The sequence below is a fragment of the Leifsonia sp. McL0627 genome, assembly GCF_058244615.1.
In genome coordinates, this window is record NZ_JBZCGM010000006.1 from 428575 (window position 1) to 452118 (window position 23544).

Consider the following 23544-nt stretch of genomic DNA (forward strand, 5'->3'; position numbering starts at 1 on the left):
CTTATGCACGCGACACGCCGGTCTGGGGCGTGCATAAGTCCCGACTCGATGGCTTCGGTCGGAGGGGGAGGTAAGGCGGCGGAAGAGTTAGAGGCCGACCCACTCGGAGACGCCGTCGGCGAAGTGCTGGCGCTTCCAGATGGGGACGCGGGTCTTGATGAGGTCGACGAGGGCGGCGCAGGCGCCGAACGCCTCAGCGCGGTGCGGGGCGGCGACCGCGGCGATGAGCGCTGGATCGCCGATGGTCAGCGAGCCGACCCGGTGCTCGGCGGCGACCCGCAGACCGGTGCGGCCCGCGATCTCCTCGCAGCACTCGCGGAGGAACCGCTCGGCCTCCGGATGCGCACGGTAGTCGAGCGAGACGACGCCGCGGCCTCCGTCGTGGTCGCGCACGATGCCCTGGAACGACACGACGGCGCCGGATTCGGACCGCCAGACGAACTCCTCCACCGCCGCACCGTCGAGCGGATCGGCGCTGATGACCGCATACACGTCGCTCATCGGGTGTGATCGCCTCCGCGCAACTGGTCGAGCAGGTGCGGGAGCAGCCCGTCGAGCACGGCGAGCCCGTCCGCGACCCCGCCGCGCGAGCCGGGCAGGTTGACCACGACGGTCGCTCCGGCGATCCCGGCGACGCCCCGGCTGATGGCGGCGAGCGGCGTGCTCTCCGCTCCGCGCGCCCGGAGGGCTTCCGCGACGCCGGGGAGCGCCCGGTCGAGCACGGCTGTCGTCGCCTCCGGCGTGCGGTCGGTGGGGGAGACGCCCGTGCCGCCGGTGGTGAGGAGGACCGCGGGGCGGGCGCGCACCGCCTCCCGGATGGCCGCGCCGATGTCGGCGTCGGCGACCACCCGCACCTCGGCGGGCAGGCGGCGCTCGGCGAGCCAGGCGGCGATGACGGGGCCGGTGGTGTCCTCCGCCTCACCGGCGGCGGCGCGGGTGGAGGAGACGATGACGATGCCGGCAGCACCGGATGCGGCAGCACCGGATGCGGCGCCAGCGGCACTCGCCGACGCGTCCGTCCTCCGCCACTCGCCGCGCTTGCCACCCGACTTCGACAGCAGCTGCACGTCGGTGAGCGTGGCGGCGGGGTCGACCGCCTTGATCATGTCGTGCAGCGTGAGACCGGCCACCGCGACCGCCGTCAGCGCCTCCATCTCGACACCGGTGCGTCCGTGGGTGCGGGTGGTGGCCTGGATGTCGATGACCCCGGCCTCAGCGTCCAGCGAGAACTCGATGTCGACCGCCGAGAGCGGCAGCGGGTGGCAGAGCGGGATCAGTTCGGAGGTGCGCTTGGCGCCGCCGATCCCGGCCAGCCGTGCCGTGGCGAGCACATCCGCCTTCGGCAGGTCGTCCGCACGGACCAGCCGCACCACGTCCGAGCGGGTGACCACGCGTCCGCGCGCCACCGCCTCCCTGTCGGTCTCCGGCTTGCCGCCTACGTCGACCATCCTGGCCCGTCCGTCGCCGTCGATATGGCTCAGTCCGCCCCGGTCGTCCGCGTTGCTCATAGTCTCCACACTGTCACGTCCGCTCCTGCAGGGAGGCTTTCTGTCGCTGTCGGCACGTCGATCAGCACGTCGGCCCTGGCCATGGCTGCGACGAGGTGCGAGCTGGGTCCTGCGACCTGCTCGACCGTGCCGTCCGGCAACCGTCTGCCGCGCAGGAACTGCCGTTTGCCGGGCACCGACCGCACGGCAGACGCGAGCGGGGCGTGTTCCGACCCGGAGCCTGGCAGCCCGGCCGACGCGCGCAGCAGGTCGCGCAGGAACACCGTGAAAGACACCTGCGTGCTCACCGGGTTGCCGGGGAAGGAGAGCACCGGCACGCCGTCGACGACGGTGGTCGCCTGCGGCCCTCCCGGCTGCATCGCGACGGTCACCACCTCCGCTCCGCGCGGCTCCAGCACCTCTCGCACCACCTCGAACGCGCCCTTCGAGATGCCGCCGGAGGTGACGACGAGGTCGCTCACCGCGACGGCGGCCAGCAGCGCGTGCTCGAACTCGTCCCTGTCGTCGGTCGTCGCCGTGCGCACGGAGACGACGGCTCCGGACTCCTCGACCAGTGCGGCGAGCGCGACGCCGTTCGCGTCGAACACCTGCCCGAACGCGGCCGTCGCCCCGCCGGAGACGAGTTCGGCGCCGGTGGTCAGGATGCCGACCCTCAGCAGGGCGCGCACCTCCACCGTCTCCACCCCGGCCGCTGCGAGGGCGGCCAGGTGGCGCGCGGCCAGCCGGGTGCCGGCATCCACCAGGGTGTCGCCGCGGCGCAGATCGCTGCCGCGGTCGCGCACATACTCGCCAGGGCGGCGCGAGCGAGCGATCTCGACGACGGCGCCGGACAGGTCGTCGTCGCGGCCGAGCACCAGTTCGGTGTCCTCGACGGGCACGACGGTGTCCGCGCCGCTCGGCACGGGTGCTCCGGTCATAATGCGCACGGCGGTCCCCGGCGTGAGGATCACCGGGACGGTGTGGCCCGCGGGGATGTCGCCGCTCACCTCCAGGGCGACCGGTGCGCGCTCGATGTCGGCGGCGCGCACCGCGTAGCCGTCCATCTGCGAGTTGCGGAACAACGGCAGGTCGACGTCGGAGCGCACCTCCGCGGCCGTGACCCGGCCGGAGGCGGCGGCCAGCGGAACCGACTCGCTCGCGCCGCCCGACACGAGCGGCTCGACCAGCCTGGCGATGATCTCGGCGTGCTCCTCGACGGTGCGCGGTGGCGTCATGGTCTCAGTATCGCGCCAGGCCGGCGTCGATGTCTCTGGCCCAGGCGTCGATGCCCCCTGCGAGCACGACCCCGGATGCCCCGGCCTCCGCCAGACGCGCCCGCGCGGTCTCCGCCCGGATGCCGTGGTGGCAGACGATCACGAGCGGGTCGCCGCCGAGCCGCGCTGCGACCCCAGCCGGATCGTCGACCACGACCCCAAGCGGGACGAGCAGCGAGCCCGGGATCTCGGCGATGTCCGCCTCCCAGGGCTCGCGCACGTCGAGCAGCGTGTGCGGCTCACCGGCGAGCAGCCTGGCGTGCAGTTCGGTGGGGGAGATGGTGTCGGTCACTCCGCAGAACTCCTCATAGTCGATCAAGCCGGTCACCGGTTCGGCGGCCGGGTCGCGTTCGTAGGCCAGTTCGCGCAGGTCGCCGCGCAGTGCGTCGTGCACCAGCACCCGGCCGAGCAGCGGCGTGCCCGTCCCGGTGACGAGCTTGATCGCCTCGCCCGCCATCAGGCCGCCGATCACCGCGCAGACCGAGGGGAGAGCCCCCGCCTCCGCGCAGCTCTCCACGCTCCCCGCCTCCGGCGGCACCGGGAATAGGTCGCGATACTGCGGCCCGTACGCCGCCCAGCTCACCCCGACCTGGCCGCCGAACTGGTGCACGGCGCCCCAGACCACGGGGAGCCCGGCCAGCACGGCGGCGTCGTTCACCAGGTAGCGGGTGGGGAAGTTGTCGCTGCCGTCGAGCACCAGGTCGAACCCGTCCAGGATGCGCTCGGCGTTCTGCGCGGTCAGCCGCTCGCGGAACAGCACCAGCTCGGTCTCCGCGTCGAGCGCGCGCACCGCGTCGGCGGCGGAGTCGACCTTGCTCCTGCCGACGTCGGCCGGGGTGTGCACGGTCTGCCTGGGCAGGTTGCTCTGCTCTACCCTGTCGTCGTCCACGATGCCGATGGTTCCGAATCCTGACGCGGCCAGCACAGGGAGCACAGCGCTACCGAGCCCGCCCGCCCCGACCACGAGCACCCGGGAGTTGCGGAGGCGGCGCTGGGCGAGCATCCCGAAGCCGGGCAGTTGTGCGGTGCGGGCGTAGCGGGCCTCGCGCTCCGGCGTGAGCTCTGGACCCGGTTCGACGAGCGGAGGTGTCCCCATGCCGCTAAGGCTACGTCAGTGTCGGCAGGCCGCGTCAGTGTCGGCGGGCAGGTCAGTGTCGCCGGCCAGGTCAGTGTCGCCCGAGTCGTCAGGCGACGGTGACGGAGATGGAGTGCAGGCCGGTGGCGCCGTTGGGAACGACGTCGGCGACCTTGGAAGTCTGCACCGTGCCTTTCGCGTCCGTCGCCCGCACCCGGATGGTGTGGGAGCCCTTCGTGGCGGGCCACGCGTACTTCCACTGCCGCCAGGTGTCGATCGAGATGGCGTCGGCGAGCGTCGCCTCGTGCCACTCTCCGCCGTCGATCTGCACGTGCACGGCACTCACGCCGACGTGCTGCGACCAGGCGACGCCCGCGACCGCGACGGTGCCCGCCGGGACCTGACGTCCGGAGGAGGGGACGTCGATGCGCGACGACAGCTTCACCGGGCCCAGCTGCGACCAGCCGCGGTCGGTCCAGTACGAGGTGGCCTTGTCGAACCTCGTCACGTTCAGCTCGACGACCCACTTGGTGGCCGACACGTAGCCGTAGAGGCCGGGCACGACCATCCGGACGGGGTAGCCGTGCTCCAGAGGGAGCGGCTGCCCGTTCATCCCGACGGCGAGGATCGCGTTCCGCTCGTCGGTGAGCGCCTCGATCGGGGTGCTGGCGGTCCAGCCGTCCTGGCTCTTCGACAGCACCATGTCGGCTTCGGGCTTCGGCTTCGCGCGGGCCAGCAGGTGCCGGATGGGGTAGCCGAGCCAGGTGGCGTTGCTGATCAGGTTGCCGCCGACCTCGTTGGAGACGCAGGTGAGCGTGGTGGTGGACTCCTCCAGCGGCAGCTTCAGCAGTTCGGCGAAGCTCAGCTCGACCTCGTTCTCGACGAGTCCGGTGATGCGCAGCTTCCAGGTGGAAGGGTCGATGCCCGGGATCTGCAGGGCGGTGTCGATGCGGTAGAAGTCGGCGTTCGGGGTGACGACCGGCGAGAGCCCGGCGATGTCGAACGATGCGGCCGCCGGAACGGGCGGGGCGACGACGGCCGGTTTCGGCAGGTGGAAGGCCGCGCGGGCTGCGGCGGCGGTGCGGTATCCGGTCGCGACGACCTGCCCGACGATCACGGCGACCGCGCCGCCCGCCGCGGTGAGCCCGGTCGCAGTGAGGAAGCGGCGCCGCGTCACTGCGCCGTCCGGCGCGATCCTGGTGGGCGTCGTGCCCCGCAGCAGGTTCGCCAGGGCGCCGAGCACGAGAATCCCGACGACAGCCGTGACCAGGGAGGGGGCCGCATCCAGCAGCCCCGCACCGGAACGCGTGAGGGCTGCGAACACGCCGACCGCCCCGCCGACGCCGATCAGGATGCGCCCGAGCGGTGGCCTGCGCAGCTCCAGCCAGCCGGCCAGGGCGCCCGCGAGGAGCACCACGATCGCCAGCGACACGATCAGCACGGCCTTGTCGCCCGTGCCGAACACCGAGATGACCGCCTCTTTCAGCCAGGCGGGCACCAGGTCGATCACGAGCGCGCCGACCACGAGCACGGGGCTGCCGTTCTGCACGAGGAACGCGCTGACGAGTTCCCCCGCGCCGACACCGGCGAGCACGCTCGCCACCCCGGCAGCAGCCGAGCGCCAGAACGACACCATGGCGTGAGGCTAGGCGCGGAAGCTGTGACGATGTCGAGTGTGCGGTGAACGTGGGAGGCTTGGGGAACGATGTCAGAACGCAGTCAGCTCCGCGTCGGGACGATCCCCGGCTACACCGGTCCACACAGCGTGGACGACGACGCCGTCTACGACACCTTCGTGTCGTGGGTGGAGGCGGGTGGCATCACGCTGTACCCGGCTCAGGACGAGTCGGCGATCGAGGTGATCGCCGGGGCGAATCTCATCCTGAGCACACCGACAGGCACGGGCAAGTCACTCGTCGCCGTCGGCGCCCACTTCACCGCGCTCGCCCGCGGGGAGCGCAGCTTCTACACCGCGCCGATCAAGGCGCTGGTTTCCGAGAAGTTCTTCTCCCTGGTCGAGATCTTCGGCGCGGAGAACGTCGGCATGATGACAGGCGACTCCGCCGTCAACGCCGATGCGCCCATCATCTGCTGTACCGCGGAGATCCTGGCGAACCTCGCCCTGCGCCACGGGGAGGACACCCCCGTCGGCCAGGTGGTCATGGACGAGTTCCACTTCTACGCCGACCCCGACCGCGGCTGGGCCTGGCAGGTGCCGCTGCTCACCCTGCCGCGCACCCAGTTCGTGCTCATGTCGGCCACCCTCGGCGACGTCACGGCGCTCGCCGACGACCTCACCAAGCGCACCGGCCGCGAGACGGCGACCGTCACCGGTGTCGAACGCCCGGTGCCGCTGCACTACTACTACGAGGTCACCCCGGCGCACGAGACCGTCGAAGACCTGCTCAGCACCGGCCAGGCGCCCATCTACATCGTCCACTTCTCCCAGCTCGCCGCCCTCGAGCGCGCGCAAGCCCTGTCGAGCGCGAAGATCGCGAGCAGGGAGCAACGGGATGCGATCGCCGAGCTGATCGGCGAGTTCCGGTTCACGACATCGTTCGGCAAGACCCTCTCCCGGCTGCTGCGCCAGGGCATCGGCGTGCACCACGCCGGGATGCTCCCCAAATACCGCAGGCTCGTCGAGCAGCTGGCGCAGCGCGGGATGCTCCGGGTGATCTGTGGCACGGACACCCTCGGCGTCGGCATCAACGTCCCCATCCGGACCGTGCTGCTGACCGCGCTCACCAAGTTCGACGGCACCAGGATGCGCCAGCTCAACGCCCGGGAGTTCCACCAGATCGCCGGACGCGCTGGGAGGGCGGGCTACGACACCGCCGGTACGGTCGTCGCCCAGGCGCCGGAGCACGAGTCGGAGAACCTCAAAGCCATCGAGAAGGCCGGAGACGACCCCAAGAAGCGCCGCAAGATCGTTCGCAAGAAGGCGCCGGACGGCTTCGTCTCCTGGGGTGAGCCGTCGTTCAGGAAGCTGATCGAGGCGGAGCCGGAGACGCTGACCTCGTCGATGCAGATCACCAGCGCGATGCTCATCAACGTCATCGCCCGCGGCGGAGACGTGTTCTCGCACGTCCGCGCCCTCGTGTTCGACAACCACGAGCCGTGGAAACGCCAGCTCGCGCTCGCCCGCCGCGCGCTCGGCCTCTACCGCTCCCTGCTCACCGCCGGGGTCGTCGAGAACGTGGACGGCCGCATCCAGCTGACCGTCGACCTGCAGCCGAACTTCGCCCTCAACCAGCCGCTGTCCCCGTTCGCGCTCGCCGCGTTCGAACTGTTCGACCCCGAGTCGCCCGAGTACGCCCTCGACATCGTCTCGGTGGTCGAGGCGACCCTCGACGACCCGCGTCCCGTGCTGTCGGCGCAGCAGTTCCAGGCGCGCGGCGAGGCGGTCGCGGCCATGAAGGCGGACGGCGTGGAATACGACGACCGGATGGAGGCGCTGGAGCAGGTCACGCATCCGCAGCCCCACGCCGAGCTGCTGGCAGCCGCCTTCTCCACCTACGCGGCCAGCCAGCCGTGGGTGGCCGACTTCGAGCTCAGCCCCAAATCGGTGGTGCGCGACCTGTACGAGCGGGCGATGACGTTCGGCGAGTACATCGCGCTCTACAAGCTCGCCCGTTCAGAGGGCGTCGTGCTCCGCTACCTCTCCGACGCATACCGGGCGCTCGGCCAGACGGTCCCCGCCGACCTCCGCACCGACGACCTCCGCGATCTGATCGAGTGGCTCGGCGAACTGGTCAGGCAGGTCGACTCCAGCCTCCTCGACGAGTGGGAGGAGCTCATCCACCCGGATGCGGACGCACACGCGGCGTCGGCGGGGGCGATCGCGCCGCCCGCACCGCGGAACGTCACCACCAACCGCCGCGCGTTCTTCGTCCTGGTGCGCAACGAGCTTTTCCGCCGGGTGCAGCTGGCGGCGCTCGACAAGGTGCAGGAGCTCGGCGCGGTGGAGGTCGAGGCGGCCGGGCTGGCGGGTCTCGCGACTCCGGCGTTCACCGAGGTGGACTGGGATGCGGCGCTGGAGGCGTACTACGCCGAGCACGACGAGATCGGCACCGACGCGGCAGCCAGGTCGGCGGCGATGATCATCGTCGACGAGACGGCGGCGGCGACCGACGGCGTCTGGAAGGTGCGGCAGATCTTCGCCGACCCGGCCGGGGACCACGACTGGGGGATCAGCGCCGAGGTGCTGCTCCCGGCCTCCGCGGAGGCCGGGGTCGCGGTGGTGTCGGTGACCGGCGTCGGGCGGTTGTGACTTTCGTCACTCCACGTGGTGCCGTCGCTCCAGCGCAGCGCCCTCCACGTCGACGTTCGGCATCATCCGGTCGAGCCACTTCGGCAGCCACCAGGCCGAGCGCCCGAGCAGGTGCATCAACGCCGGCATCAGCAGCATCCGCACGACGAACGCGTCGACCAGCACGCCGAACGCCAGGCCGAACCCGATCGACCGGATCATCGTCGAGTCGCTGAACACGAAGCCGCCGAAGACCGAGATCATGATCAGGGCCGCCGCGATCACCACGGTGCGACCGGCCCGCAAGCCCTTCGCCACCGCCAGCCGTGCCGAAGCCCCGTGCACGTACGCTTCGCGCATCCCGGACGCCAGGAACAGCTGATAGTCCATCGCGAGGCCGAACAGGATGCCGACCAGGATCACCGGCAGGAAGCTCAGGATGGGGCCGGTGTGAATGCCGAGCGCGTCCGCGCCCCAGCCCCACTGGAACAGGGCGGTGATGGCGCCGTAGGTCGCGAACAGCGACAGGATGAAGCCACCCGTGGCGATCAGCGGCACCAGCAGCGACCGGAACACCAGGATCATGATCAGTAGTGACAGCCCGACCACCACCAGCAGGTAGAGCGGGAGGACGTCGGCGAGGTTCTGCGAGATGTCGAGGTTGATCGCCGTCTGGCCCGAGACGCCCAGGTGGATGTCGCCGTTCACCGTTCCGAGATCGCGGAGGGAGCCGACGAGCTTCTCCGTCGAGACGCTGTTCGGGCCTTCGGCCGGGACGACCTGGAAGGCCATCAGCCGGTGGTCGTCGGACACGGCGATCGGCGCGACGGCGACCACGTCCTTCTGGTCGGCCAGCGTGCGGGCGATGTCGAGCTGGGTGGAGGTGACCTTGTCGTCCGGCAGCCCGGCCGGGATGTTCGCGGTGACCAGCAGCGGGCCGGTCGCGCCGTCCCCGAACGCCGCAGCGGTCTGCTCGAACGCGTTGTACGTGGTGGAGGCGACGGGCTCGGAGGAGCCGTCCGGCAGGCCGACGCGCATCGACAGGGCCGGGATGGCGATCACCAGCAAGGCGGCGGCGGTCGCGATCACCGTGATGACCGCGCGCCAGGTCGACATCGGCTTGGCGGCGGTGTCGTCGTGGTGCACCTGCCCGATCTTCGTGCGGGCGCGCTTGGAGAGCAGCCGGGTTCCGAGCAGGCCAAGGATGGCCGGGGTCAGCGTGATCGCGATGAGGACGGCCAGGACGACGGCGACAGCGCCGACCGTGCCCATCAGGCCGAGGAACGGCACGCCGGTGACGTTCAGGGCGAGCAGCGCGACGACGACCGTGGTGCCGGCGAAGACGACGGCGTTGCCGGACGTGCCGTTCGCGAGGCCGACGGACTCGTGCGCCTCAGCCCCTTCCAGCAGCTGGCGTCTGTGCCGTTTGACGATGAACAGCGAGTAGTCGATGCCGACCGCGAGGCCGAGCATGATGGCGAGCACGGGAGTGACGGACGCCATATCGACGACGCCGGAGAACGCGAGAGAGCCGAGGGCGGCGACCGCCACGCCGAACAGCGCCGTCACGAGAGGGAGGGCGGCCGCGATCAGCGAGCCCAGCACCACCACGAGGACGATCGCAGCGAACACCACGCCGACCAGTTCGCCGATGCCGACGATCTGCGGAACGCCCTGGGCGATGTCCGTGGAGAACGACACGGTCACGCCGTCGACCGGCTTCGACTCGAAGTGTGTGATGACCGCCTGCTTGGAGTCCTCGGACAGTTCCAGCCGGGGCTTGGTGAACGCCACGTTCACGAGAGCCGTCGCTCCGTCCTTCGACACCACCCGGATGCCGTCGGACAGCTTCAGGAGCTCCGCGCCCTGCGCGAGTTCGGTCTGCTTCGCCGTGATGGTGGCGCGATTGGCGTCGATGGTCTGCTGCTGCGCATCGAGCTGCGTTGTCGGCATCCCGGCCGCCTGGAGTTGCTGCTTCGCCGCATCCAGATGCTGCTGACCGGCGTCGAGCTGCGCCGTCGCCTGCTTCAGCTGGGCCGTGCCCGCATCCACCTGGGCCTGCTTGTCCGCGCGATCCGCTTCGGTGCTGAACGGGTCGATGACGTTGGAGACGTCGGGGAGGCCATCCGCGCCGGCGGCGAGTGCGCTGATCTGCTTGCGCTGCCCGGCCGAGAACTCCGAGCCGTCGTTCGTGTGGAACACCACGGTGCCGGACGCGCCTGCGTAGTCGGGGAGCTTCTTCGTCAGCTCGTCGACAACGGCTCCGGATGCGGTCCCAGGCACGTCGAAGCTGGTCGTCAGGCCCTTGAACCCGATCAGGAAGCCGCCGACAGCGATACCGAGGATGACGAGCCAGGCGATGACCACCCGCCAGGCGCGGCGCGCGGAGAACTTCCCGAGTCTGTACAGCAGTTCGGCCATGGTGTCTGTCCCTTTCGTGGCGTCCGCGTCGATAATACGCAACGGTCCGTCTCGATAAATGCAGGTAAGCTGTGAGCCATGCCGGAAGGACGACGAGGGGCTCCCCGCAGCGAGGCGGCGAGGCTCGCGATCCTCGAGGCGACGGCGGCGCTGTTCGCCGAACGCGGCTACGACCACCTCAGCATCGAGGGCATCGCCGCGCGAGCCGGGGTCGGAAAGCAGACCGTCTACCGCTGGTGGTCCGGCAAGAGCGAATTGATCGCCGAGTGCCTGCTGGAGGGCATGTTGCTGCCGGACAGCTTCGTCCTCGCCGACACGGGCGACCTCAGAGCGGACATCACCGCGTGGCTCACGGAGGTCCTCTCCGTGCTGGAGAGCGCGACGGGCGAGGGGCTGTTCCGCTCTCTGATCGCCGCGGCGACGGCCAATGCCGAGGTCGGCAGCCGGTTGCGCGAAGCCCTCGCAGACCCCCGGCTCTTCTCCGCGCGCCTGCGTACCGCCCGCGCCGAGGGTGAGCTGCGCGCCGACCTGCCCATCGACGACGTCAGCGAGACCCTGATCGGCGCCCTGATCTTCCGCGCGCTGGCCAGGGATCCTTCTGACCCCGGATTCGCGGAGCGCCTCGTCGATCTCGTCCTCTGCAAACGGCCGGACGCGGCCCGGTCGCGTTGACCTGCATCCCGGCGAAGTTGACCTGACTGTTCTGGCGTGTGAGGATTTTCGTGGTTGCGAAACAGCGCCAGGTCACTTGCATGAAATCCTGATGAACTCTCGCAGGGTGGACTGTGTCCCGACACGAGAAAGAAACCGGTGGATCTCACCCTCATCGTCGTGCTGGTCATCGCACTGGCCCTGTTCTTCGATTTCACCAACGGCTTCCACGACACCGCGAATGCGATGGCCACCCCCATCGCAACGGGTGCGATGAAGCCGAAGGTCGCCGTTGCTCTGGCGGCCATCCTGAACCTCGTCGGAGCGTTCCTCTCCACCGAAGTGGCCAAGACCATTTCCGGCGGCATCATCAAGGAGGGCGACGGTGGTGTGCTGATCACCCCGGAGTTGATCTTCGCCGGACTGGTCGGGGCGATCATCTGGAACATGGTGACCTGGCTACTCGGTCTGCCGTCGTCGTCCAGCCACGCGCTGTTCGGCGGGCTGATCGGCGCTGCCCTGGTCGGCGCTGGGCTCGGCTCCGTCGACTTCCTCGTCGTGCTCGACAAGGTGATCCTGCCCGCGCTGATCGCGCCGGTCACGGCCGGTGTCGTCGCGTACAGCGCCACCAAGCTGGCCTACTGGATCACGCGTCGCTACGACGGCAGGCCGGATGGTCGTGGCGGCTTCCGCTACGGACAGATCTTCTCGTCGTCCCTGGTCGCCCTCTCGCACGGCACCAACGACGCCCAGAAGACCATGGGCGTCATCACCCTCACTCTCATCGCTGCTGGCGTCCAGACCGCGGGCTCCGGCCCGGAGCTCTGGGTGGTCGTCTCCTGCGCCCTCGCCATCGCGATCGGCACATACTCGGGCGGCTGGCGCATCATCCGCACGCTCGGTCGCGGACTCACCGAAGTGAAGCCGGCACAGGGCTTCGCCGCTGAGACGAGCACGGCGGCGACCATCCTCGCCTCCAGCCACCTCGGCTTCGCGCTCTCCACCACGCAGGTGGCGTCCGGGTCGGTCATCGGCTCCGGCCTCGGCCGCCGTGGGGCGTCCGTCCGGTGGGGGACTGCCGGCAGGATCGCGCTCGGCTGGCTGCTCACCCTTCCGGCGGCCGGCATCGTCGGCGCGTTCTCCGCCTGGCTGGTCGACTTCGGCCCCATCGGCCTCGCGATCGACGCCGTCGCCGCCGTCATCGTGATCGTGCTCATCTTCCGGCTCTCCAACCGCAACAAGGTCGACAGCGACAACGCGGTCGCTCCCACCCCGGTGCAGGGAGCCAGCGAGGTCGCGGCTTCCGGACGCGCCGTCAGGATCAAGAAGGTCAAGCCGCTCAAAAAGCCGCGCGGCAAGGAGAAGGAGTCAGCATGATCGACTGGTTCGCCTTCCTGATCGTCTTCGCCGCCTCCATCATCGGAGCGTGCGTCGTCGTCGCCCTCTACGCCCTCGGCACGCGCCTGCTCGCGGTGGCCGGGCGCGCACTGTTCGTCGAGCCCGTCGAGTTCACCGACGCGATCACCGTCATCTCTCCCGAGGAGGCGGCCCGCGCGCTGAAGAAGGCCGCCAAGGCCCGCAAGAAGAACCCGCTCTCCGACGCGCAGAAGCGCTGGGCGCTCGCGGGAGCCTACACCTGCTTCGTCGGCTGTGGGCTTGCGGTGCTCTACGGGCTGTATCTGATCATCCCGTTCTTCCACCAGTAAGCACTCGTGCCAGTCGAGTAAGCACTCGTGCCAGTCGAGCGCGCCGATCGGTTGCGCCCGGGCGACTGGATCGTACAGCTCTGGATTGCGCCGCTCTCGTTATCGTTGTCGGCGTCGCTGCTGCGCTGGCAACTCGAGCAGAGTGATCGTAGTCGCTGGGAAGGGTTCAGCGTTCGCGGGGAAGGGGAGCGCCCTCGGGGAACGCTGTCACGCCTTGTGACGGGGTGAGGGTCACGAGTCCGTCGCCGTCGTTCATCGCGTAGACGATGATGCGGTCGGGGGTCGCCAGTGCGTCGCCCGCCGCGTATCCGTCTCCGCCGTCGCACGGGTCGGCGCGGGAGCCGAGGCGCACGCTGCCTCCGGATGCGCTGCCCTTGAGGACGTCGTCGGCCGCGAACCGGTACGCCCGCACTGCTCCGAATTCTGTCGCGATGGTGCCGTCCCTCCCCGTCACGCGTCCGACGGCGACGAAGTCGGCCTGCCGGTATGCGACGACAGGGTCGGAGAAGTCCGCCCAGCTCGGGCAGGCCCGAACGCCGGACGAGCACCCGGTGAGCGCTGACGCACCAAGGCAGAGCACGCCGAGAACGCAGAGCGCGCTGAGCACACCTGCCCGTCGCCGACGCCGGGTGAGGAGGGGCGTCGTCGTCCTGTCCACGTGCTCATCATGACGCACGCGGCGGGCTGTCGGGTGGGCTCAGATCGAGGAGTATCCGCCGGCGATCAGGATGTTCTCGCCTGTCACCATCGCCGCCTGCTCGGAGGCGAGGTAGCCGATCAGGCCCGCGACCTCTTCCGGTTGCGCGAATCGTCTGGCCGGGATCTGCAGCTTGAGCGCCTTCGAGGGCGGTGCCCGGCCGCGCGCCGCGGACGTGCTCGACTCGTGCAAAAAGCGCGGTCCCGGCATCCGGGACCGCGCTTTTCGCACGAGGAAGCGGCTCGCCGCTAGTCGGTGCCGCGCAGGCGCGCCACCGTGCGCATCAGGTGGTAGACGACGATCGCGGCGATCGTCCCGAGCGCGATGCCGTTGAACGTCAGCTGCCCGAGGTTCAGGGTGAAGTTCGCGATGCCGATGATGAGCGCCGTCGCCGCGGTGAACTGATTGACCGGCTTCGAGAAATCGACCTTGTTGTCCAGCCAGATCTTCACGCCGATGACGCCGATGAGGCCGTACAGGGCGGTCGTCACGCCGCCGAGCACCCCGGCAGGGATCGTGTTGATGACGGCGCCGACCTTGGGGGAGAGGCCGAGCAGCACGGCCACGATGCCGGCGACCCAGTATGCGGCTGTCGAGTACACGCGGGTCGCGGCCATCACGCCGATGTTCTCGCCGTAGGTCGTCGTGCCGGAGCCGCCGAAGAAGCCCGCGACAGTCGTCGCCAGGCCGTCGGCGAACAGCGCGCGGCCGGTGAGCTTGTTGACGGACGGGTCCGTCAGCTGGGCGACGCCGCGGATGTGGCCGACGTTCTCCGCCACCAGCACCAGCACGACCGGCAGGAAGGCGGGGAGGATGCCGAAGGTTGCTCCCGGGTTCTCAAACGGGTTCGCAGGGAACGCGAACGTCGGGAAGCCCAGCCACTTCGCCTCGGCCACTTTGGAGAAGTCGACCTGCCCGGCGATCACGGCGGCGACGTAGCCGACGACCACGCCGATGAAGATCGACAGACGACCGAGCATCCCCCTGAACAGGACGGTGCAGAGCAGGACGGCCAGCAGGGTGATGATCGCCGTCCACGGCGCCTTGACGAAGTTGTCCCGGGCGGCCGGCGCCAGGTTGAACCCGATCAGGGCGACGATCGCTCCCGCGACCACCGGGGGCATCAGGGCGTCGATCCAGCCGGTTCCGGTCAGGATGACGATCCCGCCGACGATGGCCAGCAGGATGCCGACGGCGACGATGCCGAACAGGGCCCCGCCCATCCCGTTGCTGGCTGTTGCGGCGGTGATCGGCGCGATGAACGCGAACGACGAGCCCAGGTAGCTCGGCAGCTTGTTGCGGGTGATCAGCAGGAACAGGATGGTGCCGATCCCGGAGAACAGCAGCGTGGTGCTCGGCGGGAAGTGCGTGAGGACGGGCACGAGGAACGTCGCGCCGAACATCGCGACGACGTGCTGGGCGCCGAGGCCGATCGTCCGGGGCCAGGTGAGCCGCTCCCCGGGGAGGACGACGGCCGAGGCCGAGACGTTCTTTCCGTCACCGTGAAGTTTCCAGGGCAGGGGCATGGCGCATCCTTCGCGTCGTAGCGGGCGTTGCGGGCGTCTAGGCTTGACTGCGCGCATTCGCGCAGAAAACCCCTCCGAGATACTACGGGAGATGAACGTGTCCGCATCGCCAACGAACACCGCGCCAGCGCCGACCTTCAAGGGACGGCTCGACCGGTTCTTCGAGATCAGCGCCAGAGGCTCGAACTGGGCGACAGAGCTGCGCGGCGGCGTACTGACCTTTGTGACGATGGCGTACATCGTCATCCTGAACCCGCTGATCCTGGGCGGCACGGAAGATGTGGCTGGCCACTCGCTGCAGGGAACGCAGCTGGCAGCCGTGACCGCGCTGAGCGCCGGGGTGATGACCGTGCTGTTCGGTCTCGTCGCGCGCCTGCCGTTCGCGTTCGCCGCGGGCCTCGGCATCAACTCGTTCCTCGCCGTCAACGTGGTGAAGATCCTCACCTGGCAGGAGGCGATGGGCCTCGTCGTCATCAACGGGATCATCATCGTGATCCTCGCGGCGACCGGGCTGCGGCGCCTCATCTTCAACGCCGTCCCTCAGCAGCTGAAGACGGCGATCACCGTCGGCATCGGCCTCTTCATCGCGTTCATCGGCTTCGTCGACAGCGGCTTCGTGCGCAGCACCAACCAGTCGTCCCCGCCCGTGCAGCTGGGGGAGGCCGGATCCATCGCGACCGTGCCGACCGTCATCTTCCTGATCGCGCTCGTCATCATGGCCGTGCTGATGGCGCGGAAGGTGAAGGGAGCCCTGCTGATCGGCATCGTCGCGGCGACCATCCTCGCGATCATCGCCGAGGCGATCTTCCACGTCGGCCCGTCGCTCGGCAAGAACCCGGCGGGCTGGAACCTCACCGTCCCGCAGCTGCCGACCTCGCTGGTGGCGCTGCCGGACCTCAGCCTGGTCGGCCAGTTCGACGTGGTCGGCTCGTTCGGCCGCATCGGCGCACTCGCGGCGATCATGCTCATCTTCACCCTGGTGTTCACCAACTTCTTCGACGCGATGGGCTCGATGACCGGCCTCGCCCGCAGCGCAGGCCTCGCCAAGGAGGACGGCACGTTCCCGCGACTGCAGCCCGCACTCATCGTCGAGGGCGTCGGCGCGATCGTCGGCGGTGGCGCATCGGCGTCGTCGAACACGGTGTTCGTCGAGTCGGCCTCCGGCATCGGCGAGGGCGCGAAGACCGGCTTCGCCAGCGTCGTCACCGGCGTGCTGTTCCTGCTCGCGATGTTCTTCACCCCGCTGACCCAGGTGGTGCCGCTCGAGGTCGCCGCGGCAGCGCTCGTCATCGTCGGTGCGCTGATGGTCGTGCAGATCAAGCACATCGACTTCACCGAGTTCTCGGTCGTCCTCCCGGTGTTCCTGACGATCATCGTGATGCCGCTGACGTACTCGATCGCGAACGGCATCGGCGTCGGCTTCATCAGCTGGGTGCTGGTGCGCTCGCTGGCGGGCAAGGCGCGCGAGATCAGCCCGCTGCTCTGGATCGTGGCCGCCGGATTCCTCGTCTACTTCGCGCGCGGCCCGATCGAGGCGATCCTCCCGCACTAGCGGAAGTCAGGGTGACCCCTGAGCGGAATCGGGGGATAACCGGATGGCGGGGTCGCGCATCCGCCAGTTGACTGGGATGACACCAACCGAGGAGAACCAGCACACATGACCAACGTCGCATACCGGGCCCCCGCCAAGACGCTCAGCATCACGAGCTTCGTGCTCGGGCTCGCGTCCATCCTCTTCTCGTGGACGTTCGTGGCCCCGCTCGCCGGGCTCGTCGTCGGCATCCTGGCGCTCGGCCGCGAGCCGTACGGCAAGTCGTTCGCCGTGTGGGGCATCGTCCTCAATGCGATCATGCTCGCCGGAGCCGTCTTCGTCGCACTGGCCGCGTTCGTCGGCTTCGGTGTCAGCCTCGCGTTCCTCCCCTTCGCCTGGCTCTAGTCGGCAGCCATCGGGCGCCGTCACGATGGAGCCAGGGGTTTGGGACAATAGGGGCGTGGAAGAAGAAAAGCAGCAGCAGGTCGGCCGGCAGCGCAGTTTCGTGACGCGGGGGCGCAAGACCGAAGGGCAGACGCGCGCGATCGACGAGCTCTGGCCGGTGTACGGCGTCGAGTTCGACGGCGCGCCCATCGACCTGGATGCGGTGTTCGGCCGCAGCGCGCCGCGCGTGGTCGAGATCGGCTTCGGCAACGGCGAGAACCTGCTGACGCTCGCCGAGCGTCACCCGGACACCGACTTCCTCGGCATCGAGGTGCACGGCGCAGGCGTCGGCCGGGTGCTCGGCGAGATGCGCACCCGCGGAATCGAGAACATCCGGATCATGCGGCATGACGCCGTCGAGGTGTTCGAGCACAGCCTCGCCGAGCACAGCATCGACGAGGTGATGATCTACTTCCCTGATCCGTGGCCGAAGGTCCGCCACCACGGTCGCCGCATCGTGCAGCCGGACGTCGCGACCCTGATCGTGCGCGCCCTCGCGCCCTCCGGCGTCCTCCGCCTCGCCACGGACTGGGAGCCGTACGCCGAGCACATGGTCGCCGTCCTGGATGCGGAGCCCGGCCTGGTGAACGTCGCAGGGGAGGCGCAGTTCATCCCTCGCCCGGACGACCGCCCCGTCACCAAGTTCGAGCGCAGGGGAGAGGGCCTCGGACACGCGATCTTCGACCTGGAGTACCGCCCGGCCGCGCATCCGTAGGATGGCCGCATGACACCTGCGCAGACCGCTGTCGACCTCCGAGGTTCCTTCGATCGCGGCATCACCAAACCGCTGGCCTGGCGGCTCGCCCAGCTGAAGGCCATGCGCAGGATGCTCACCGAGCGCTCGGTGGAGTTCGAGGACGCGCTGCTGGCGGATCTCGGCAAGAATCCGACCGAGTCGCAGATCGCTGAGCTGGGCTTCGTGGTGGGCGAGATCGATCACATGACGCGCCACTTGCGAAAGTGGCTGCGGCCGAAGAGGGTCGCCGTTCCCGGCGCTCTGCTGCCCGCCAGCGCCTCCGTCGTTCGAGAGCCGGTCGGGCTGGTGCTGGTCATCGCCCCGTGGAACTATCCCGTGCAGTTGCTGCTCGCACCCGTGGTCGGCGCGATCGCCGCCGGAAACGCGGTGGTGCTGAAACCGAGTGAGCTGGCACCGGCGACCTCCGCTGCGATGGCGAGGCTCATCCCGGAGTACCTCGACACGCGGGCCGTCGCCGTGGTCGAGGGCGGCGTCGAGGAGACGACCGAACTCCTCGCGCAGCGCTGGGACCACATCTTCTACACCGGCAACGGTCGTGTCGGGCGCATCGTCGCCGCTGCTGCCGTCGCAAACCTCACCCCTGTCACCCTCGAACTCGGCGGCAAGTCGCCCGTCTACGTCGACGACACGGTCGATGTGGATGCGGCGGCCAGCCGCATCGCCTGGGGCAAGTTCATGAACGCCGGGCAGACCTGCGTCGCCCCCGACTACATCCTGGCAACGAAGGCCGTCGCCCCGCGCCTGGCGGCCGCGCTGGCCCGCGCCGTCACCGAGCTCTACGGCGCCGACCCGGCGATCAGTCCCGACTACGGCCGCATCGTCGACGACCGGCAGTTCCAGCGCCTCACCACCCTGCTGGATGCGGGCAGCACGGTGACGGGCGGAACGCACGACGCCGCGTCCCGGTATTTCGCGCCGACCGTGCTCTCCGGCGTCCCGCGCGACGCCCCGGTGATGCGGGAGGAGATTTTCGGCCCCATCCTGCCAATCGTCACGGTCGACGGGCTCGAAGACGCCATCCGGTTCATCGTCGCCGGTGACGCGCCGCTCGCTCTGTATGTGTTCAGCGAGAACGCGAAGGTGCGCAAGCGCTTCCTCACGGACACGAGTTCGGGCGCCGTCGGCTTCGGAGTGCCCGCCGCGCACCTGGTGGTCGCCGGACTGCCGTTCGGCGGGGTGGGCGAGAGCGGCATGGGCGCCTATCACGGCGAGCGTTCGCTGCAGACGTTCAGCCACGAGAAGGCGGTCCTGCGGAAGTCGCTGAAACCGGACACCCTGCGGTTGATCTACCCGCCGTACACCGAGGCGAAAGACAAATTCGCGCGCGGCCTGCTCCGCAAGCTCGGCTGAACCGTTTCGCCTTCTGAGTCCCCAGGCTCACGGGGTAGGCTCGTATGGTCGGCGGCCACGAACGGCCGGCATATCAGTCATGCCACCGAACAACGAGAGGCAACGGAGCCAACCGGTGAACACCCCCACAGCAATGATGGACGAACCGAAAACCCACCCGATTCCTGTGATAGACGCGTCGGAGAACGTCTCAGACGTCCCGACCCCGACCGTGGACGGCGGACCCGTCCGCATCGAGTCGGACTCCCTCGGCAGCCGCGAGGTCCCGGCTGACGCGTACTGGGGGGTGCACACGTCGCGCGCGCTGGAGAACTTCCAGATCGCCAAGCGGCCCATCTCCGTCTATCCAGACCTGATCGTCGCGCTCGCCAGCGTCAAGCAGGCCGCCGCCCGCGCGAACCTGGAGATCGGCGTGCTGGACAAGCACAAGGCCGCCCTGATCGACCAGGCCTGCCAGCTCATCATCGACGGCAAATACCACGACCAGTTCGTCGTCGGCGTGATGCAAGGTGGCGCCGGCACGTCGACCAACATGAACGCCAACGAGGTCATCGCCAACGTCGCGCTCGAGCTCGACGGCCACGCCAAGGGCGAATACCAGATCATCAGCCCGATCGACGACGTCAACCGCAGTCAGAGCACGAACGACACGTACCCGACGGCCATCAAGATCGGCCTCACCTTCGCGCTCGCGCACCTGCTCGACGAGCTCGCCCAGCTCCGCGACGCGTTCGCCAAGAAGGGCGAAGAGTTCCGCCACGTCCTCAAGGTGGGTCGTACGCAGCTGCAGGATGCGGTCCCGATGACCCTCGGGCAGGAGTTCCACGGCTTCGCGACCACGCTCACCGAAGACCACGCGCGCCTCACAGAGACCAAGTGGCTGCTCGCGGAGATCAACCTCGGCGCCACCGCGATCGGCACCGGCATCACGGCGGACCCCGGATACGCGGCTGCGGCCGTCCGGCACCTCAACGTGATCACCGGGCTCAACCTGGAGACCGCGCCCGACCTCATCGAGTCGACCAGCGACGCCGGCGCGTTCATGTCGTTCTCCGGTTCGCTCAAGCGCAGCGCGATCAAGCTCTCGAAGATCTGCAACGACCTTCGTCTGCTCTCCAGCGGCCCGCAGGCCGGTTTCGGCGAGATCAACCTCCCGCCGCGCCAGGCCGGGTCGAGCATCATGCCCGGCAAGGTCAACCCTGTCATCCCCGAGGTCGTCAACCAGGTCGCGTTCTCGGTCGCTGGGGCCGATGTGACGGTGACGATGGCGGCGGAGGGCGGTCAGCTCCAGCTGAACGCGTTCGAGCCTGTCATCGCGCATTCGCTGCTCCAGTCGATCACCTGGATGACGCAGGCGTTCCACACCCTGCGCGTGAACTGCGTCGACGGCATCACCGCCAACGAGGAGCGCCTCGGCGCGATGGTGGGTTCGTCGGTCGGCGTCATCACGGCGCTGATGCCGCACATCGGATACTCGGCGGCTGCTGCGCTGGCCAAGACCGCCCTGCTGACCGGCGGCAACGTCGCCGACCTCGTCGTCGAGGCCAAGCTGATGAGCCGCGAAGACGTCACCAGGCTGCTGTCGCCCGCGCGACTGAGCGGCCTCGAAGTGATCACCACGGCCATCCCGATCATCGACGTCGACAAGGCGTAACGACACGCTCCGGCCCCGCCAGGCTCGCGCGCGTCAGTCGGTGCGCGCTGTCTCCGCCCGCTCTGCGCGGTGGAACAGCGCCACCATGTCGCGTGCGAGCTGGTGCGGCGCCGTCTCGCACGGGCTGTGACCTGTGCTGTACACGGCGAGGGTCGCGCCGAGCGCCTGCGCGTTCGCCGCGTGCAGGTGGGTCGGCCACAGGTCGTGGTTGCCGGTCGCAACCAGCATCGGGATGCGCGTCCCCGCGACCCCGCCACGCACATCCGGAACCCGTTTCATCAGCCCGACGATGTCGTCGACCGACGAGCGCCTGGTGAGGTCGAAGCGGGAGCGGACGAACGCCAGCCGAGACGGCGGCACCTTGTTCTTGTTCGTGACGATGCCCCAGATCATCAGCCCTGCGCCCTGACGGCCACCGAGGAACCAGCTCAGCCAGCCGATGACCCGAACCCCGCGGAACGCCTGTCCGGGCTCCGGCGGCGTGGTCAGCAGCGTGAGGCTGCGGAACAGCCCGGGATGCTCCACCAGCGCGAGCTGCGCGAGCACGCCGGCGAACGAGTATCCGAGCACGTGCGCCGGTGCTCCGGCCTGCAGGAACGCCACGATGTCGGTGACCAGCAGTTCGTAGGTGTAGTGCCCGCCGGGCACGGGACCGGCGTCCGCCGACTCGTACTGCCCGGCCAGGTCGAAGCTCTCGACGTGGTATCCGGCGGCGACGAGAATCGGCGCCAGCAGGTAGAAGTCCTCTTTGGACCCCGTCACGCCGGGGATCAGGACGACGCGCGGGTCGGCCGGATCGCCGAGCGAGACGACCGCGAGCTCTCCGCTGGGGGCCGCGAATCGGGAGAAGACGGCTCCCACCGGCGCGACGGACCAGTCGATGTCGGGGATCCCGGCATCGAGTCGTGCGGCGTCGTCGTCGCCTCCGGCGACCCCTGGTCGCCTCTCACCGATGGACACCCTTCCACGCTAGCCGACACGCCGGACGTTTCGTGCGAACGGCGCATTTTCGTGACCTGGCCTCACGACCGATAAGTTGGGGAGGTGAGATTCTCGCACCTCAGCTCCACCACAGATCCAACGCCGCGTCTTGCGGCCGTCATCGGCGACGGCGCCCTCTTCCTCGAGGAGGTGATGGACCCGGCCCCGCGCGATCTGCAGGAGTTGATCGAGCTGGGAGACGAGACCCTCGCGCACGTCAAGGCGGTCGTCGACAACGCGCTCGCCCAGCACACGAGCCTCACCCCGGTGAGGGAGCTGCGGCACGCCTCCGCTGTGCTCCGCCCTCCGACCGTCATCGCGATCGGCGCGAACTACGCCGCCCACGCCGCCGAGCTGGCGTTGCGCTCGGAGAAGGCGGCCACCATCTTCTCGCTCTGGCCCAACTCGCTCGCCGGTCACGGCGGCACGACGAGCTGGCCGGAGGATCTGACGACGCAGGTCGACTACGAGGCGGAGCTCGGCGTCATCATCGGCAAGCCGGCCAGGGACGTGTCGGTCCAGGATGCGCTCGACTACGTCTGGGGATACACGGTCGTCAACGACATCACGGCCCGCGACCTGCAGTTCTCCGAGGCCCAGTGGTCGCGCTGCAAGTCGTTCGACGGCTTCACGCCGAACGGTCCCGTCGTCGTCACCGCCGACGAGATCCGCGATCCGCAGGATCTGTGGCTGACGACGAACGTCGACGGCACGATCCTGCAGGATGCGTCGACCGCCGACATGGTGCGCTCGGTCGCCGAGATCGTCTCGTACCTGTCGAAGTCGGCCACGGTGCAGCCCGGCACGCTCATCTCGACCGGCAGCCCGGGCGGAGCCGGATACTCGCGCACGCCTCCGGTGTTCCTGAAGGACCACTCGACGGTGACGGTTTCGATCGGCGGCATCGGCTACCTCACGACATACTGCCGCGTCACCTAGGACGTCGGCCGGCGTCGCCGTCCACTCAGGCGATCGCGCCAGGAGCTTCGTCCGCGTGCTCGTCCTCCCAGCGGCGGCGGGCGGCGCGGCGCCGCCACGGCGACTCCTCCGGCAGGTGCATCCTGAGGGTGCCGAACGCCCAGGACAGCCGCCGGCCGAACCCGCGCCAGGTGCTGAACGGGCGGGCCGAGATGCCGACCGTCAGCCGCTCGTCGTAGCGCACGAGCTGGTCGGGGTCGAGGTGGATGGCGAGGTCGAGGTCGTCGTGGATCTCTCGCATCCCGCGGTGGACGCGGCCGCGCACGCGCTCCCAGACCTCACGGCGCATGGCGAAGTTGGAGCCGAAGATCGGCGGATGCCCGAGCCAGATCTCCATCGACCAGAAGTAGCCGCCGATGTAGAGCGCCTGGCCGAGCCCCGCGATGATCGTGTTGCCGTCGTAGAAGATGCCCGGCCCGGTGAGCACGCCGATCTCCGGGGCGTCCACGAACTCGGCCTCGATGTGCAGCAGCCAGTCGACCGGAGGCCGCGAGTCGGCGTCGAGCCTGGCGATGATGTCGGTGGTCGCCGCGTCGTACCCGGTGGATGCTGCCGGCCAGATCCCGCGCTGCGACTGTTCGAGCACGCGTGCGCCCTTCGCCTGGGCGACCTGCGCGGTGTCGTCTGTGCTGCCGTTGTCGACGACGATGATCTCGTCGGCCCGCCGGAGTTGCGCGGCCAGATCGTCGAGGCAGCGCGCGAGCATCTCCGCGTCGTTCAGGGCCGGGATCACGACCGCGATGGTGGGCACCAGCGAGATCCC

General features: G+C 69.4%; 21 protein-coding genes. 10 read left to right on the forward strand and 11 right to left on the reverse strand.

Annotated elements, in window-relative coordinates; translation table 11 throughout:
* Window positions 1-87: 87 nt before the first annotated feature.
* The 5 genes from AC37TH_RS18055 to AC37TH_RS18075 all read right to left on the reverse strand — a co-directional run bounded on the left by AC37TH_RS18055 (window position 88) and on the right by AC37TH_RS18075 (window position 5472).
* A complete protein-coding gene (locus AC37TH_RS18055; protein ID WP_490765724.1) occupies window positions 88-501 on the reverse strand; it encodes a molybdenum cofactor biosynthesis protein MoaE in 414 nt (137 codons plus the stop codon).
* Window positions 498-1508, reverse strand: a complete 1011-nt coding sequence (moaCB, locus tag AC37TH_RS18060; RefSeq protein WP_490765725.1) for a bifunctional molybdenum cofactor biosynthesis protein MoaC/MoaB — start codon at window positions 1506-1508, stop codon at window positions 498-500. The genes AC37TH_RS18055 and moaCB overlap by 4 nt, the downstream gene beginning before the upstream one ends.
* Window positions 1505-2722, reverse strand: coding sequence for a molybdopterin molybdotransferase MoeA (locus tag AC37TH_RS18065; RefSeq protein ID WP_490765726.1), 1218 nt, complete (start codon window positions 2720-2722; stop codon window positions 1505-1507). Before AC37TH_RS18065 ends, moaCB begins: the two co-directional genes overlap by 4 nt.
* A gap of 4 nt (window positions 2723-2726) precedes the next feature.
* Entirely contained in the window at window positions 2727-3857 is a 1131-nt protein-coding gene (locus AC37TH_RS18070; RefSeq protein ID WP_490765727.1) for a ThiF family adenylyltransferase, read from the reverse strand.
* 88 nt (window positions 3858-3945) lie between these two features.
* Window positions 3946-5472: a molybdopterin-dependent oxidoreductase gene (locus AC37TH_RS18075; RefSeq protein WP_490765728.1), complete on the reverse strand. Its 1527-nt coding sequence runs from the start codon at window positions 5470-5472 to the stop codon at window positions 3946-3948.
* Window positions 5473-5541: 69 nt separating this feature from the next.
* On the opposite strand from AC37TH_RS18075, the gene AC37TH_RS18080 reads away from it, so the two are divergent.
* Window positions 5542-8106: a DEAD/DEAH box helicase gene (locus tag AC37TH_RS18080; protein ID WP_490765729.1), complete on the forward strand. Its 2565-nt coding sequence runs from the start codon at window positions 5542-5544 to the stop codon at window positions 8104-8106.
* Between the two features lie 6 nt (window positions 8107-8112).
* Here AC37TH_RS18080 and AC37TH_RS18085 read toward each other — a convergent pair whose 3' ends face one another.
* Window positions 8113-10506 (reverse strand): MMPL family transporter, encoded by a 2394-nt coding sequence (locus AC37TH_RS18085; RefSeq protein ID WP_490765730.1) that lies wholly within the window; start codon window positions 10504-10506, stop codon window positions 8113-8115.
* Between the two features lie 78 nt (window positions 10507-10584).
* Here AC37TH_RS18085 and AC37TH_RS18090 point away from each other — a divergent pair, with 78 nt between their 5' ends.
* The 3 genes from AC37TH_RS18090 (at window position 10585) to AC37TH_RS18100 (ending at window position 12863) form a co-directional block, all read left to right on the forward strand.
* Window positions 10585-11178 carry a TetR/AcrR family transcriptional regulator gene (locus tag AC37TH_RS18090; RefSeq protein WP_490765731.1) on the forward strand — a complete coding sequence of 198 codons (594 nt, stop codon included), beginning with the start codon at window positions 10585-10587 and terminating at the stop codon, window positions 11176-11178.
* A 138-nt stretch (window positions 11179-11316) separates the two neighbouring features.
* A complete protein-coding gene (locus AC37TH_RS18095; RefSeq protein ID WP_490765732.1) occupies window positions 11317-12534 on the forward strand; it encodes an inorganic phosphate transporter in 1218 nt (405 codons plus the stop codon).
* Window positions 12531-12863: a peptidase gene (locus AC37TH_RS18100; protein WP_490765733.1), complete on the forward strand. Its 333-nt coding sequence runs from the start codon at window positions 12531-12533 to the stop codon at window positions 12861-12863. The genes AC37TH_RS18095 and AC37TH_RS18100 overlap by 4 nt, the downstream gene beginning before the upstream one ends.
* 166 nt (window positions 12864-13029) lie before the next feature.
* Here the strand turns inward: AC37TH_RS18100 and AC37TH_RS18105 are convergent, their stop codons facing one another.
* From AC37TH_RS18105 to AC37TH_RS18115, 3 genes are read right to left on the reverse strand one after another with little or no spacing between them, the layout of a single operon-like run.
* Window positions 13030-13521, reverse strand: a complete 492-nt coding sequence (locus AC37TH_RS18105; RefSeq protein ID WP_490765734.1) for a hypothetical protein — start codon at window positions 13519-13521, stop codon at window positions 13030-13032.
* A gap of 39 nt (window positions 13522-13560) precedes the next feature.
* Window positions 13561-13752, reverse strand: a complete 192-nt coding sequence (locus tag AC37TH_RS18110) for an SDR family oxidoreductase (protein ID WP_490765735.1) — start codon at window positions 13750-13752, stop codon at window positions 13561-13563.
* 56 nt (window positions 13753-13808) lie between these two features.
* Window positions 13809-15086 (reverse strand): uracil-xanthine permease family protein, encoded by a 1278-nt coding sequence (locus tag AC37TH_RS18115; protein WP_490765736.1) that lies wholly within the window; start codon window positions 15084-15086, stop codon window positions 13809-13811.
* A 91-nt stretch (window positions 15087-15177) separates the two neighbouring features.
* On the opposite strand from AC37TH_RS18115, the gene AC37TH_RS18120 reads away from it, so the two are divergent.
* From AC37TH_RS18120 to AC37TH_RS18140, 5 genes are all read left to right on the forward strand, one after another.
* Window positions 15178-16638: an NCS2 family permease gene (locus AC37TH_RS18120; protein WP_490765737.1), complete on the forward strand. Its 1461-nt coding sequence runs from the start codon at window positions 15178-15180 to the stop codon at window positions 16636-16638.
* Window positions 16639-16743: 105 nt separating this feature from the next.
* Entirely contained in the window at window positions 16744-17022 is a 279-nt protein-coding gene (locus AC37TH_RS18125) for a hypothetical protein (RefSeq protein ID WP_490765738.1), read from the forward strand.
* 55 nt (window positions 17023-17077) lie between these two features.
* Window positions 17078-17776: a tRNA (guanosine(46)-N7)-methyltransferase TrmB gene (gene trmB, locus AC37TH_RS18130; RefSeq protein WP_490765739.1), complete on the forward strand. Its 699-nt coding sequence runs from the start codon at window positions 17078-17080 to the stop codon at window positions 17774-17776.
* 9 nt (window positions 17777-17785) lie between these two features.
* Window positions 17786-19168: an aldehyde dehydrogenase family protein gene (locus AC37TH_RS18135; RefSeq protein ID WP_490765740.1), complete on the forward strand. Its 1383-nt coding sequence runs from the start codon at window positions 17786-17788 to the stop codon at window positions 19166-19168.
* Between the two features lie 136 nt (window positions 19169-19304).
* Window positions 19305-20822 (forward strand): aspartate ammonia-lyase, encoded by a 1518-nt coding sequence (locus tag AC37TH_RS18140; protein ID WP_490766090.1) that lies wholly within the window; start codon window positions 19305-19307, stop codon window positions 20820-20822.
* Between the two features lie 33 nt (window positions 20823-20855).
* On the opposite strand, the gene AC37TH_RS18145 is transcribed toward AC37TH_RS18140, so the two are convergent.
* Entirely contained in the window at window positions 20856-21782 is a 927-nt protein-coding gene (locus AC37TH_RS18145; RefSeq protein ID WP_490765741.1) for an alpha/beta fold hydrolase, read from the reverse strand.
* 84 nt (window positions 21783-21866) lie between these two features.
* Here AC37TH_RS18145 and AC37TH_RS18150 point away from each other — a divergent pair, with 84 nt between their 5' ends.
* Window positions 21867-22742, forward strand: a complete 876-nt coding sequence (locus tag AC37TH_RS18150) for a fumarylacetoacetate hydrolase family protein (protein WP_490765742.1) — start codon at window positions 21867-21869, stop codon at window positions 22740-22742.
* 25 nt (window positions 22743-22767) lie between these two features.
* Here the strand turns inward: AC37TH_RS18150 and AC37TH_RS18155 are convergent, their stop codons facing one another.
* Entirely contained in the window at window positions 22768-23532 is a 765-nt protein-coding gene (locus AC37TH_RS18155; RefSeq protein ID WP_490765743.1) for a glycosyltransferase family 2 protein, read from the reverse strand.
* Between the last annotated feature and the right edge of the window lie 12 nt (window positions 23533-23544).